Genomic DNA, 12,769 nt, shown 5'->3' on the forward strand with positions numbered 1-12,769 from the left:
ACCATCAGACAGCGCCGCTTGAACCATCACGCCAAAGCGGCTTAAATCAACCCGCAAACCGAGCCGGAAACTCCGCTCTTCCAAAGCCCGAAAAGTCTCAGTTCATTTGACGACGGACAGCTCGTCGAGGTTCCCGGCCGAGGCATGGTGTTCCGCATGGGCGCGACGCCAATAGTCATAGGGCGTTAGGGTCAGCGCGCCGATTGCTCGTCCCGTCCAGTCATCCAGGCGCCGCCGGCCGAAGAAGGAGCCATGGCCGCAATCATGTTGCAGCATGAAGAGGCGCAAGAGAAATCCTGCCGCGGGAATGATGAGGATCATGCCCAGCCAAAAGCCGAAGTGCATCGAGGCCCAGGCGCCAGCCCAAAGGAGGGCGAACGGAATGAGGGTCACAGCCAGTTCGAACGCGCTTCGGCCCATATGGGGCTGGCGGTAGCCGGACAGGATTTTAAGCCAGGCTTTTTCACGGTCGGCGCCATTGGGGGCAGTCGCGTTCAACGAGGTCATCGGCAGATGGCGTTTCCGGTTGTGCCCCGTCACTTGAGGGGCAATTTGATGCAGGTTTAAAAGTAGGCTTCTTGGAGTGTTCCGTGCCTGCCCGGAGACTATCTTTGACGCGCTTTCCGGTTTGCGTAGCGCAGATCGCGTGCGGCCTTTCGCGCGGCCTCGTCTGCAATCACGCGTGCAACGCGCTCAGCTTCCGATTTCTGGCGCTCTTCCGCTTCTGCGATTGCGGCAGCCTGGGCAGCCGCTTCTCGTTCGGCCGCTTCCACTTCGGCGCGCGCCTGCTCTTCCAGTTTTACGCGCGCGCGCTCGATCCGCCGCTCTTCCCGCGCAGCTGTGATGGATGCGCGTTCCGCCTGACGCGCGGCTCGCGCCGGCTCGTCGGATGCCCGTGCGGCCTTGTAGGCGTTCAGCAAAGCCGCTTTTGCCTCGGCGGAGGCCGTGCGGCGGTCGGAAAGCTGGCTGTTTCTAGAGTTTTTCAAATCGTTGTCCAGACTGTGGTGGGTGTTATGGGGGATGCTAGCGCTTGGTCGCCATCCACAAGACATGGCGGGCGCCGTTCTTGCCGTTGGCGCGCACGCTCACTTCGTCTGTGGCAAAGCCGACCTCGCGCAAGCGACGGGTAAAGGCGCGGTCCGGCGCAGACGACCAGAGGGCGAGCACGCCGTTCGGCCGAAGGGCAGTCTTGGCGGCCCGAAGACCGTCGTGGCTATAGAGGTTGTCGTTGGACGCGCGCGTCAGTCCATCGGGGCCGTTGTCGACATCGAGCAGAATCGCGTCATATGCGGCCTTCTTCGACCGAATAAGGGCGCCGACGTCGCCGAGATGGATATCGACGCGGGGATCATCGAGCGTGCCGCCGTGGAGATCCGCCAAAGGTCCGCGCGCCCATTCGACGACGGCGGGAACGAGTTCGGCGACGACGACACGGGCGTCTTGAGGAAGCTGGGCCAGCGCGGCCCGCAGCGTAAACCCCATGCCGAGGCCGCCGACGAGCATGCCGGGGTTTTTGCGACCCGCAATCCGCTCGCAACTCAACGCAGCAAGTGCCTCTTCCGAGCCGCTCAGCCGGCTGTTCATCAGCTCCGTCGAGCCGAGCATGATCGAGAATTCGCTGCCGCGCTGCTTCAGGCGCAATTCGCCAGCGTCACCGGGGATGGTCGCGCGATCAAGATTGGTCCAGGGAAGCATCGGAGCGTCTCATTGGGTTGTTTGGACGCCTCCTAGCATGACGGTCGCGCCGAAGACACCTTATTATCCGTGAGCCCCGGGGCCGAATGCAGCCGTCTGACATCGCGTCAGCCGTTTGTCAGCCGCTCGGCTAATCCTGTGCAGCTTTCAATGACACCGTTGAAACGAGCCGCGTCGAGTTCGGTCTTTCGACCGATGAAGCCCAAGCGGCTCCACCGGTAGATCGAATGACCGCTACGCGCCTTCATACCTGCCATTGAGCTGGCCATCGGGACTTCCCGTATGCAGCCGGTCTGCTGAAATGGGTCAGATCGATTGCGGCTTACTTAATCACCTTCTCGAATAGAAACCCTTCGTCATCCGGAAGATCATTCGACGCGGGATGATGTGGGTCCGGATACTTGGCGTGATGAAACGCGATGATCTTGAAGCCACATTTGTTGACGTAGAAGTGGATGTTCCTCTTCTCGAAATAGGGCGTATGGGTTCGCCACGTGATCGTCTTCGGATAACGGGCTTCGATCGCAAGCCAGGCTTTGTGACCCAGACCCTGCCCATGCTCGCCAACCTTCAGGAAAAATAGATCCAGCGTGTTGTGATGCGTGTTCTCATCGATGGTCACAACTGCGCCACCGATCTTCTCGCCGTCTGAGAGAATACGCAGTGCGACAGCTCCGGGGGCGGCGATAGAGCTGTCTAGGTCCTCGTCGGAAGGTATGGGGCCATCGGGCAGCGCTCCGTATTCATCGATAACAGCAAGAGAAAATGCCTCCTGGAGCTCTTTCTTGAAGTCCGGGAGATCATTCTGATCTGCAACGGCCAGACTGACAGTTTGTATGGTCATAACGTTTCTCCAACGGCTTATCGAACGCGGGGCCGGATTCGGTGCCCATAAGTGCGCTTTCCATAATCCCGAGCACAGCATCTTGGTTGGGCCTGGGATGACTGCGTTAGCAAGCCAAGTTTGAGGGTTCGTGGAGGGCGTGTGGAGACGACGTGGAGACGACCGGTGGAGTTGAACGAGCCGTAGAATCCGTAAGGAAGCGGCGACGAACAAAACGTCACGAGACTGCCTCGCCAAGAACCATCTCGAACATGGCGCCGCCTGTGTCAGATTTTGCGTATTGGACTTTGCCGCCATGAGCCTCAACGATCGCACGGACGACGGATAGACCCAGACCATTGCCGCCCTTTTCCAACGAGCCGGACTCTCCGCCTCTTCGGAAAGGTTCGAACGCGGAAGCGGCGATGTCCGGTGCAAGGCCCGGACCTTCGTCGGCGACACGCAGGATCACTTCGTTCCTCTCCACGCAAAGGCTGATTTCGATGAGGCCGCGTTGCGCGTATCGACGCGCATTTGTGACCAGGGCAAGAAGCGCCTGCCGGATCCGCATCGCATCGACCCGGACCGTGACATCGCAAAGGTCTAGGCTAAGCTCGAAGCCGTCCTGTTGCAGTTCCCGATCCAACACCGCAGCAAGCCGCAAGATTTCGTCCTTGAGACGAACAGGCTGAAGGCGAAGATCAAGGTGACCACTGTCAGCGAGCGTCACCGTTCGCAGGTCCTCCACCAGCCTTGCCAATGAATCGACCTGCAGCACGAGGGCACTAAGCGACTTTTCATCGGGCTCGAAGACCCCATCAATCATGCCTTGGAGTCGCCCCTTGAGAATGGTCAAAGGTGTACGCAGTTCATGGGCGATCGTGGCATTCCAGAGTGTCATGTCCGAGGCCATGTCCTGCAGACGCTGGGCCATGGCGTTGAAGTCTTCGACAAGAACGGCCGTCTCCCCCAGAGAGTGATCGCCGGGGATGGCGCGAGCCGAAAGATCGCCGTCTTTGATCTGCCTGGCGCTTATCGCCAATGATTCCAACGGTTCGAGGATGCGGCGCGCCAATCGGATCGATGCGATCGCCGCGACGATCAGCGCGATTAAGATGAGAATGGCCAGAGTAATGAAATCGAAGCCCGTCAGCCAATTGTCAGCGTCTTCAGACCAGGGAGAAAAATAGAAGAGGGCGGTGAAGGCGAGATAGGTTCCAAAGAAGACCAGCAGGCCAGCCGCCAGGGTGACCGAGGCCATGGCGAGCAATATCTGCCGACTGAGCCCCTTCACGATCATGGATCGACCCCAAGGCGGTAGCCGACGCCTCGAATGCTGATCAACAAGCCTTCGCTTCCCACCTGTTCGAGCTTCTTGCGAAGCTTGCTCAAATGACTGTCGATCGTTCGATCCAGCGCATCCGAGCCGGGCAGGCAGGCGTCAACAAGTTCGGCTCGCGAGAACACCTTGGTGGGTGTCCGAGCGAGATGGGCCAGAAGCCTGAATTCCGACAGCGTGAGAGGTACGGTCACTGGCCCGTCCTCCTTCTCAATCTTAACCTGATAGCTATCGAGATCGATTGCCAGGTTTCCGACCCGGATCACTGCGCCCGCTTGGCTGAGACCCGCGCGACGCAACACGGCCTTGGCTCGCGCGACGACCTCGATCGGATTGAAGGGCTTGACGATATAGTCGTCCGCGCCGATGCGCAGGCCCTGTAACCGATCGACATCCTCATCAAGTGCCGTGATCATGATGACAGGTGTGCGGCCTCGTCTCTGGATCTCTGCGAGAAGCTCCCAGCCATCCAGGCGCGGCATAGTGATATCAGCCAAGACGATGTCGGGTTTCAACGACCGGTGCAGATCAAGCGCCACCTGCCCGTCGCGGGCATGCACGGTGCGGAAGCCTTCGCGGGCAAAGTACGCCTCAAGGATGCCGGCGATCTCCGCATCGTCCTCAGCTATCAAAACAAGTTCTGCCATGCTCATCGCACTCCTTGCAATTTACATGGCACCGAACGGTCCGTCCGTCGAGCGGCCGTGCCCCGCCTCCATAATATCGCAACAGAACCTCCACAAACCGCCAATGGAAGACTCTTAGAGCGTCACCATCGATACTCCCTCACGAGATGATGGTGACACAGATGCGAAATGTCGCGCGGTTTTGGCTTTTCTGCATGTTATGCGTGCCATTATTGCTGCTGCTTGCTTGCTGTGCTGAGCAGGATGTTGAAGCGAATGGAGCGGCCGAACCGCAGGCCGTGCGCGTCAGCGTGATGACGGTGCAGCCGCAAGCCGTGACGGTCTATGACGAGCTGCCAGGACGTGTCAGTGCCTTGCGCACGGCCGAAATCCGGCCGCAGGTCAGCGGAATCATTCAAAAGAAGCTCTTTCAAGAGGGCTCTTTCGTGGACGCAGATGCGCCACTCTTCCAGATCGATCCATCGCCCTTTGCGGCCGATGTCGATGCTGCCGCCGCCGCGCTTGCGCGTGCCGAAGCCGAGTTTGTCAATGCGAAGGTGAAGTTCGAGCGCGCTGAGCTGCTCTCGGCACAGAAGATCACCAGTGACGAAGCTCTCAACAATGCGGCCGCGACGCTTGCTCAGGCTAAGGCGAGCGTGGCCGAGGCCACGGCCAATTTGACCCGGCGAAAGCTCGAATTGTCGAATGCGACAATTCGCAGCCCGATTAGTGGGACGATCGGTCAGTCCTTCATGACAGAAGGCGGCCTAGCCTCGTCTTCCGGGAGCGCACCGCTTGCAGTGATCCAGCAGATCGACCAGGTCTATGTAGATGTTCGTCAATCATCGATGAGCCTCGAAAGCCTGCGCGAGACGGCATCGAGTTCCGAAGTCAAAGATCCGGAAAAACTGCCGGTCAAGATCAAAACCATCACGGACAGGCCGTACGCCCATACGGGCACTATCGTGTTTTCCGATATCTCCGTCGACAGCGCAACAGGGAGTCTGGCCATCCGCATAGTCGTGCCGAACGCCGAGGACCAGTTGCTGCCTGGTATGTTTGTGCGCGCACTCGTGCCGCGAGAGGTCCATTCCGCAGCACTTCTTGTGCCTCAAGAGGCCGTGATGCGCGACCTCACCGGAAAGCCGCAACTCGTCATCGTCAACGCAAAGAAGACGAGCGAAAAACGTCTGGTGGAACTGGGGCCGCTTATCGATCGCAACTACCTCGTAAGACGCGGCTTGTCGGCTGGAGAAACGATTGTCGTTCAAGGGCAGGAGAGGGTCCAAAGTGGCCAGCTTTTGGAGACATCGCCGGTCCAACCCGTCCCTGGTACGCAGAGCTGAGACAGCCATCATGCCGCAATTTTTCATCGAACGGCCCGTCTTCGCATGGGTCATCGCAATCATGATTGTGATCGCCGGTCTGATCGCCATCCCGCAACTGCCCGTGTCGCGTTACCCGGCGATTGCTCCGCCTAGCGTGTCGATTTACGCGAGCTATCCCGGCGCCACTCCGCAGGTCATCAACGATAGCGTCACCAGTCTGATCGAACGCGAGGTTTCCGGCGCAAAGAATGTGCTTTACTTCGACTCGTCTGCTGACTCCTCGGGATCGACAACCGTCACCGTCACCTTCAAGCCGGGCACGGACGCTGAATTGGCTCAGGTGGACATCCAGAACAGGCTCAAGGCCGTGGAGCCGCGATTGCCAGAGGCAGTCCGTCGGGCTGGCCTATCGGTGGAATCGGCTTCGTCAGGGTTCTTGATGATTGTCTCCCTGAAGTCGAAAGACGGCGCCATCGACGCATTGGCGCTTGATGACTATCTCGTGCGCAACATCGCCCCGGAACTCAAGCGGGTTTCAGGCGTCGGCCGCGTCCAGTCCTTCGGGTCCGAGGCTGCCATGCGGATCTGGGTCGATCCGACGCGCTTGCTCGCGCATTCTGTTTCGATGGCCGAGGTCATACAGGCGATCCAGTCGCAGAACCTTCAGGTGGCGCCTGGGCGACTTGGAGATGCGCCGACAGTTCCAGGGCAAAAGGTCAGCGTACCGCTCAATGTCGAAGGCCAGCTTCAGACCGTCAACGAATTCTCGGACATCGTCCTCCGCTCAAATCCGGACGGCTCCCATCTGACGCTGGGTGATGTTGCCCGCATTGAGGTTGGATCCCAGTCGTCGAGCTTCGCCATTCTCGACGGCGGCAAGCCTGCCACGGCAGCCGCCATCCAGGTCACACCCGGGGCAAATGCGGTTAGCACCTCTAGCGGTGTTCGCGCGAGACTGGCAGAGCTTTCGCTGAACATGCCGGCGGGGATCGAATATGCGATCTCGTACGACACGGCACCCTTCGTGAAGGTCTCGATCCAGAAAGTGGCGCAGACACTGGCTGAGGCTATGGTGCTCGTCTTTCTCATCATGCTGCTCTTCCTGCAGAACATCCGGTACACCCTCATTCCGGCCATCGTCGCACCGATAGCGCTGCTCGGCACCTTCGCGGTCATGCTGGCATTGGGATATTCCATCAATGTCCTAACGATGTTCGGCATGGTTCTCGCGATCGGGATTATCGTAGACGACGCGATCGTGGTCGTGGAAAACGTCGAGCGGCTGATGGCGACGGAAGGTCTGTCCCCCCGTGAGGCGACGCGAAAGGCCATGGGCGAGATCACGGGCGCGGTGATCGGGATCACGCTCGTCTTGACAGCCGTGCTTCTTCCTATGGGCTTTGCCTCCGGCGCGGTTGGCGCGATCTATCGTCAGTTCACGGTATCTATGGCCGTGTCGGTCGCTTTCTCGGCCTTTCTGGCTCTCAGCCTGACCCCGGCGCTTTGCGCGAGCTTGTTGAAGCCGATCGATAGCGGGCACCATCAGCGAAACGGACTTTTCGGCTGGTTCAACCGCGGCTTTGATCGCTTGACCGAGGGCTACACGGGCTGGGTCGCACGTCTTGTTCAGAGGACCGGTCGGACCATGCTTGTCTATGTCACGATAGTGGGCGCAGTCGCCTATGGTTACGGCACGCTGGCGACGGCATTCGTGCCTGAGGAAGATCAGGGCTCGTTCATGACCTCCATCACACTTCCGGCGGAGGCGACGGCTGAACGCACCCGAGACGTCGTTGATCTCTTAGAAAAACATGTCCAGACACGACCGGATATCGTCAACAACCTGACAATCATGGGTTTCGGTTTCTCGGGTTCAGGTTCCAATACCGCCATGTCGTTTACGAGCCTCAAGGATTGGGATAAGCGTTCAGGTAGCGTCGACGACGAGGTGAATCTAGCAACCGAAGCCATGGCTGCAGCACCAGAGGGCGAGATTCTCAGCATGAAGCCGCCGGCCATTGATGAGCTCGGTACAACCTCTGGATTTGCGCTAAGGCTTCAAGACCGCGCTAACCATGGGGAGATAGCCTTTTCTGCGGCTGCAGCCCAACTCACGAAGCTTGCGTCCGAGAGCACGCTGCTGAGCGACGTGCGCGTGGACGGGCTGCCAAACGGTCCCAGTGTTACCCTTGTCGTCGATCGCCAGAAGGCAAGTGCGCTGGGGGTCGCCTACACGACGATTAGTGACACGCTCAGCGGTTCCGTTGGCTCGACCTATGTCAATGACTTCCCGCGCGACGGTCGGCTGCAACAGGTCATCCTCCAGGCCGAGCCGAAAAGCCGTATGCAGGTCGATGACATCCTTAACCTGCATGTTCGCAGCGATGCGGGCAAAATGGTTCAGCTTTCGGAAATTGTGACAGCAGAATGGTCCACCATCCCACTGCAGGTGACACGCTATAATGGATATCCGTCCCTCAGCCTGTCGGGTTCGGCAGCAAAAGGTGTGTCGAGCGGTGAAGCCATGGATGAAATTGAGCAATTGGCGCTCAAGCTTCCCAAGGGCTTTGCCGTCGAATGGACGGGGCAGTCCCTGCAGGAGCGGCAATCGGGTACGCAGGCGCCGATGCTCATGGCCTTTTCGTTCCTCATTGTCTTTCTGGTGCTCGCAGCCTTGTACGAAAGCTGGACCATTCCACTCTCCGTCATGCTGGTTGTCCCGCTCGGGATCCTCGGGGCGGTGATCGCTGTTCACCTGCGTGGCCTGGAAAACGATGTCTTCTTCAAGGTCGGCCTGATCACCCTGATCGGCCTTTCCGCCAAGAATGCGGTGTTGATTGTCGAGTTCGCGCGCAAGCGCCAGCGAGACGGGCTGGTTCTTGCCGCAGCCGTCGTCGAAGCCGCGCGCCTTCGTCTGCGCCCTATCGTCATGACCTCGCTCGCCTTTACGCTGGGCGTCGTTCCGCTGGTCATTGCATCAGGTGCAAGCTCGGAAACCCAGAATGCAATTGGGACCGGCCTATTCGGCGGAATGATTTCCGGAACGGTACTTGCGGTATTATTTGTCCCGGCCTTGTACGTGATCGTGACGCGGTTCACACGCTGGCTCGGACGTTCAAGTGCGCTGCCCGGCAACGGCTAGCCAGCTGGACCGATACGGCATAACCCCCAACGAGATTGTCCGCTTCTCTTGTCCACGAGACAGAAGCGGACAGTCTTGTCACGGCCCCAAACCGGCCATTGGGGACATCAAGTGGTGCCCGTATCGGAAACTTGATCTGAATATAAAGTGGTGAGCCGCGGGGCGCGGGTTCTGATCCCTTCAAGAGCATTTTAAGTTATGCATTCGGCCGGTGCTCACGTCCTGCACCGACTAATTGGGTGGGACCATAGGTGTATGCAGCACGGCGCCTGCCTTTTGAGCTGCTGCTGTTAGGCGTTTGTCCCTGGTCCACAAGCTCGATCGCCCGTCAAGCAGCGTCGAAGCCAACAAGTGTGCGTCGGTGTAACCGATTCCCATACTGAAAATCGAATGACGATCGATCATTGTCATGACCTCAGCGTGCGTGGCGACGAATGCTTCGCGCTGTGCCGCTAAATACGCCACTACGGCATCACGGTCCCGAAGACTGCCAAGCGCCAATTCGCCGATAATCGCAGGGTGGCAGAGTAGGAGGTCGTCCTCAATGATTGTGCGTAGCTCCGAGTCTCCGTAGCGAAAATGATCGATCCAGATGGAGGTGTCTACAAGGATCACTTTGCCGCTTCGCTCCGGCGCCGAGGGGCTGCTTCAGCATCGGGCATGGAGCCCCCGAGCGCGAGCAGTCGCTTTCCTGATTCGATTCGCACAAGTGTTTCCAATGCCTGGCGGACAAGCGCAGCCGTTTCCTTGGTTCCGGTTAGGAATCTTGCTCGTTCCATGAGGTTGTCGTCGAGATTGATCGTGGATCGCATGAAAAAGCTCCTGCATAGAGTGGCATCGATAGCACCATTTGGTGCTGAAATCTACGCCTTGCTGTACTCACTCCAATGCGGCGACCGATTGCCGATCAGAATCATCTTAGAGTTTTTGGTTCAAATCCCATCAAGAGCCCTTGCTGATCAAGACCAAGCGCATCTTGTTTCGGCGAAGGTCTAGCATGTCTTCGACATTGCCTTGATCAATGCCGCGGCGGAAACTGCACCCGGATCGAGGTGGCCAAGGGATCGTTCGCGAACGTGCGCCGCGCGCCCCTTGGCTGCAACCATCGTGGCCGTCGCGGCAGCACCGTTGTCAGCCGCGGCAGTGACGGCGGACCAGAATTCATGTTTCGACTTGCCTTCAGCGACGGCTGCCGTAGCCGCCTCGGCGGCTGGGAGCCAGACATCGAGCATGGTCTTGTCACCGCGCTGCGCCTTGCCGCGGTCCCGAATGCCCTCGGAAATTGCAGCAAGTATGTCACGGAAGGCTTGAAGATCGAGCTCGTTACGGCCAGCAAGCACCTGTGCTGCCCGGCGGAAACCCGTAGCGTAGAGGGGACCTGTCGAGGCGCCGACCGCGTCGAGGAAGCTCGTCGCCGTCGTCGATATCACGTCCGACGGGCTTGCCGTATCGACATCGAGTATAGCGAGTGCCGTCGTCACCGCCTTGAAGCCGATCGACATGGTGATGCCGTGGTCCCCGTCGCCGATGGCGCCGTCAAGTTCCGAGAGGTGGTCCTTCTCTGCTTCGATCACCTGGGACATCCGTTCGAACATCCTGGCGAGAACCCGTGCCGCATTTTCCGACATGTTTTCCTCCCCCTTTGATGCAGGCGGCCCTAGCCCTGCGTCGCACTTCCTGTTTCAGGCGCATTGATGGTCAGGATCGCCGTCTGGCATGGATGGTGCAGCAGGTCGGTCAATTCCCGGTCGAGATGCATGATCGAGATGGAGGCGCCCACCATGTCGAGCGATGTACAATAGTGCCCAATCCAATTGGCCTCGATCGTGATGTTCTTGGCCGCCAGCCGCTGCGCCACCCGGCGGAACAGGATGTAGAGTTCCATCAACGGCGTTGCGCCGAAGGAATTGACCAGAACCGCCACCCGGTCACCGGGTTCCGCCTTCATTTCCTTGAAGATGGTGTCCATGATCGTATCGACGATCTCGTCGGCCGTGCGGATACGCTCGCGCGAAACGCCCGGCTCGCCGTGGATGCCCATGCCGAGCTCCATGTCCTCGGGCCCGATCTCGAAATTGTACCGTTGCGTCTGCGGCATGGAGCAGGATTCGAGCGCGACACCGACTGTGAAGGTGCGGTCGTTCGCCTTGCGAGTGACGGCCTCGCACTCGTCAAGCGTCATGCCGCGATCGCAGGCCGCCCCCGCCACCTTGAAGACGAAGAAGTTGCCGGCGACGCCGCGTCGTCCTTCCTTGTCCTCCACGGGAGACGAAACGACGTCGTCGGTGGTCAGCACTGTGCGAATCGAGATGCCTTGTTCTTCTGCGAGCTCGGCTGCCATTTCGAAGTTCATCACGTCGCCGGCGTAATTGCCGTAGACGAAAAGCACACCCGCTCCCCCCGAAGCGGCGACGGCGCATTTGGTGATTGGGTCCGGTGGCGGCGAGGAAAAGATGTTGCCGAGGGCGACCGCATCGGCAAGTCCCTTGCCGACATAGCCGACGAAGCAGGGCTCGTGCCCCGTGCCGCCACCGATGACGAGGCCTACCTTACCCTGTCGCGGGCCATTGCGCGCAACGAGTGCTCGACGTGACGTGCCAATGGGCTGGAGGTAGGGTTTGTGTGCGGCGATCAGGCCGTCCAGCATTTCTTCGACCACGTCATTGGGATTGTTGAGGAATTTCTTGACGCGCGTGCGATAGCTGTTGGCGACAGGTGCGCTCTTCTGGCGTTGTGAAAGTTTCCCGTCGAGGCTCGTTACCCCGTCAGCGCGCAGGATGCCGGCGCCGGTGGCGGCATCGGTCACCAGCACATTGGCATAGCCGCCACGCAATGCTGCCAGCAGGGCCGGCACCTTGTCGAAACCACCGGCGACGGCAACGCGCGTACCGATGCCGCGCAGCATCTCCAGCGAAATGCCGATCGTGCGGTCATCAAGAGGGCCGGCGACCGGACGGCCGCGTTCGTCGATGAAGCGTCCGGCAAGCACACCGGCCGCCCCCTTCGCCAGATAGTGCTGCAACGGCACGGATTCGAAGAAGCCGCTGGTGTGGATCGTCGAGTTGGGGCGGAGCGAGGAGATGCCGAAGACGATGCGGTTGGCGCGGGCGAGTGTGTCGAACTGTTCGCGGATCAGTGGCTCGGCGAGCAGCAGATCGTGCATCTGAGCGGAGGCGACGACGGCGGGGGCGGTGATGTTGACACAGCGTGCCGAGATCGCGCGGGCAAGGGCGGCGGTTGTCAGTTCCGGCGTGTAGTTGAAGCTTGCCGTGGTGCCGCCCGTTGCCTGAACGACGGTAACATCCTGTAGAGGAGCCATTTCCAAGTGCTCGCCGACCGAGAGGACCGTACGGCCCCAGGCGACGGCGAGCGTGTCGCCGGACTTGATCATCTTGGAAAGTGCCTGCGCGCCAGCTGCCCCAAGCCGGCCGATCAGCGGACGTGAATCGTCATCGTTTGGTACGACGAGGCAGTCGGCGAGGCCGAAATGACGCTTCAGTTCCTGCGCGATGGTGAGCGAGGCGAGGCGGGCGGGCTCGATGGAGATGTTGACGATGCCCTTCTCGCGGGCATCCGCGAGGTAGCTGTTGACGGTGGCGCGCGACACACCCATCGCCTCGGCGATCTCGCCCTGCGTCATGCCGTCTTCGTAGTAGAGCCAGCACGCCCAGACATAGGGGTCATCGCCATAGCGCAGCGGAATCAAGTCTACGCCTTCCGGCCCGTTGCCCCGGCCGGAGCCGCCCTTGCGCGCTGCGGAAGTCTTCAATGCCATCGGTTTCGCTGGTCCCCCATCAGGCGGCGAAGATGAGAGCA

At 59.9% G+C, this 12,769-nt stretch carries 12 protein-coding genes and 1 pseudogene; 2 read left to right on the plus strand and 11 right to left on the minus strand.

The window, feature by feature from the left end:
* Positions 1-111: 111 nt before the first annotated feature.
* The 7 genes and pseudogenes from P9A16_RS23085 to P9A16_RS23115 all read right to left on the minus strand — a co-directional run.
* Positions 112-507 (minus strand): annotated as a pseudogene (locus P9A16_RS23085) (fatty acid desaturase); the annotation flags it as partial.
* Between the two features lie 98 nt (positions 508-605).
* Positions 606-986 (minus strand): DUF6481 family protein, encoded by a 381-nt coding sequence (locus tag P9A16_RS23090; protein WP_023515533.1) that lies wholly within the window; start codon positions 984-986, stop codon positions 606-608.
* A 37-nt stretch (positions 987-1,023) separates the two neighbouring features.
* Positions 1,024-1,695: a spermidine synthase gene (locus tag P9A16_RS23095; RefSeq protein ID WP_130517637.1), complete on the minus strand. Its 672-nt coding sequence runs from the start codon at positions 1,693-1,695 to the stop codon at positions 1,024-1,026.
* A 107-nt stretch (positions 1,696-1,802) separates the two neighbouring features.
* Positions 1,803-1,964, minus strand: coding sequence for a hypothetical protein (locus tag P9A16_RS23100; protein WP_156031951.1), 162 nt, complete (start codon positions 1,962-1,964; stop codon positions 1,803-1,805).
* A 53-nt stretch (positions 1,965-2,017) separates the two neighbouring features.
* Complete coding sequence (locus P9A16_RS23105) at positions 2,018-2,539, minus strand: GNAT family N-acetyltransferase (RefSeq protein WP_024270422.1); 522 nt, start codon at positions 2,537-2,539, stop codon at positions 2,018-2,020.
* Positions 2,540-2,756: 217 nt separating this feature from the next.
* The gene (locus P9A16_RS23110) at positions 2,757-3,818 is read right to left on the minus strand and encodes an ATP-binding protein (RefSeq protein WP_024270423.1); all 1,062 of its coding nucleotides are present in this window, start codon (positions 3,816-3,818) and stop codon (positions 2,757-2,759) included.
* On the minus strand, positions 3,815-4,504 hold the full coding sequence (locus P9A16_RS23115; RefSeq protein ID WP_024270424.1) for a response regulator: 690 nt from the start codon (positions 4,502-4,504) through the stop codon (positions 3,815-3,817). The genes P9A16_RS23110 and P9A16_RS23115 overlap by 4 nt, the downstream gene beginning before the upstream one ends.
* Positions 4,505-4,665: 161 nt before the next feature.
* On the opposite strand from P9A16_RS23115, the gene P9A16_RS23120 reads away from it, so the two are divergent.
* Positions 4,666-5,829, plus strand: a complete 1,164-nt coding sequence (locus P9A16_RS23120) for an efflux RND transporter periplasmic adaptor subunit (protein WP_037406702.1) — start codon at positions 4,666-4,668, stop codon at positions 5,827-5,829.
* Between the two features lie 10 nt (positions 5,830-5,839).
* Positions 5,840-8,953 carry a multidrug efflux RND transporter permease subunit gene (locus P9A16_RS23125; RefSeq protein WP_130517635.1) on the plus strand — a complete coding sequence of 1,038 codons (3,114 nt, stop codon included), beginning with the start codon at positions 5,840-5,842 and terminating at the stop codon, positions 8,951-8,953.
* A gap of 231 nt (positions 8,954-9,184) precedes the next feature.
* Here the strand turns inward: P9A16_RS23125 and P9A16_RS23130 are convergent, their stop codons facing one another.
* From P9A16_RS23130 to P9A16_RS23145, 4 genes are all read right to left on the minus strand, one after another.
* Positions 9,185-9,568, minus strand: a complete 384-nt coding sequence (locus tag P9A16_RS23130; RefSeq protein WP_037406692.1) for a type II toxin-antitoxin system VapC family toxin — start codon at positions 9,566-9,568, stop codon at positions 9,185-9,187.
* Positions 9,565-9,765, minus strand: a complete 201-nt coding sequence (locus P9A16_RS23135; RefSeq protein ID WP_023517619.1) for a type II toxin-antitoxin system VapB family antitoxin — start codon at positions 9,763-9,765, stop codon at positions 9,565-9,567. Before P9A16_RS23135 ends, P9A16_RS23130 begins: the two co-directional genes overlap by 4 nt.
* Positions 9,766-9,945: 180 nt before the next feature.
* A complete protein-coding gene (dhaL, locus tag P9A16_RS23140; protein ID WP_024270427.1) occupies positions 9,946-10,581 on the minus strand; it encodes a dihydroxyacetone kinase subunit DhaL in 636 nt (211 codons plus the stop codon).
* Positions 10,582-10,610: 29 nt separating this feature from the next.
* Positions 10,611-12,728 carry a bifunctional sugar-binding transcriptional regulator/dihydroxyacetone kinase subunit DhaK gene (locus tag P9A16_RS23145; RefSeq protein WP_024270428.1) on the minus strand — a complete coding sequence of 706 codons (2,118 nt, stop codon included), beginning with the start codon at positions 12,726-12,728 and terminating at the stop codon, positions 10,611-10,613.
* Positions 12,729-12,769: the final 41 nt, after the last annotated feature.

It is taken from the genome of Shinella sp. 838 (assembly GCF_029623935.1).
Taxonomy (GTDB): domain Bacteria; phylum Pseudomonadota; class Alphaproteobacteria; order Rhizobiales; family Rhizobiaceae; genus Shinella.

Bases quoted from the DNA above. Each gene is read 5' to 3' on its own strand.
- P9A16_RS23095 (WP_130517637.1), bottom strand. From the start codon at position 1,695: ATGCTTCCCTGGACCAATCTTGATCGCGCGACCATCCCCGGTGACGCT.
- P9A16_RS23100 (WP_156031951.1), bottom strand. From the start codon at position 1,964: ATGGCCAGCTCAATGGCAGGTATGAAGGCGCGTAGCGGTCATTCGATC.
- P9A16_RS23105 (WP_024270422.1), bottom strand. From the start codon at position 2,539: ATGACCATACAAACTGTCAGTCTGGCCGTTGCAGATCAGAATGATCTC.
- P9A16_RS23110 (WP_024270423.1), bottom strand. From the start codon at position 3,818: ATGATCGTGAAGGGGCTCAGTCGGCAGATATTGCTCGCCATGGCCTCG.
- P9A16_RS23115 (WP_024270424.1), bottom strand. From the start codon at position 4,504: ATGGCAGAACTTGTTTTGATAGCTGAGGACGATGCGGAGATCGCCGGC.
- P9A16_RS23120 (WP_037406702.1), top strand. From the start codon at position 4,666: ATGCGAAATGTCGCGCGGTTTTGGCTTTTCTGCATGTTATGCGTGCCA.
- P9A16_RS23125 (WP_130517635.1), top strand. From the start codon at position 5,840: ATGCCGCAATTTTTCATCGAACGGCCCGTCTTCGCATGGGTCATCGCA.
- P9A16_RS23135 (WP_023517619.1), bottom strand. From the start codon at position 9,765: ATGCGATCCACGATCAATCTCGACGACAACCTCATGGAACGAGCAAGA.
- dhaL (WP_024270427.1), bottom strand. From the start codon at position 10,581: ATGTCGGAAAATGCGGCACGGGTTCTCGCCAGGATGTTCGAACGGATG.
- P9A16_RS23145 (WP_024270428.1), bottom strand. From the start codon at position 12,728: ATGGCATTGAAGACTTCCGCAGCGCGCAAGGGCGGCTCCGGCCGGGGC.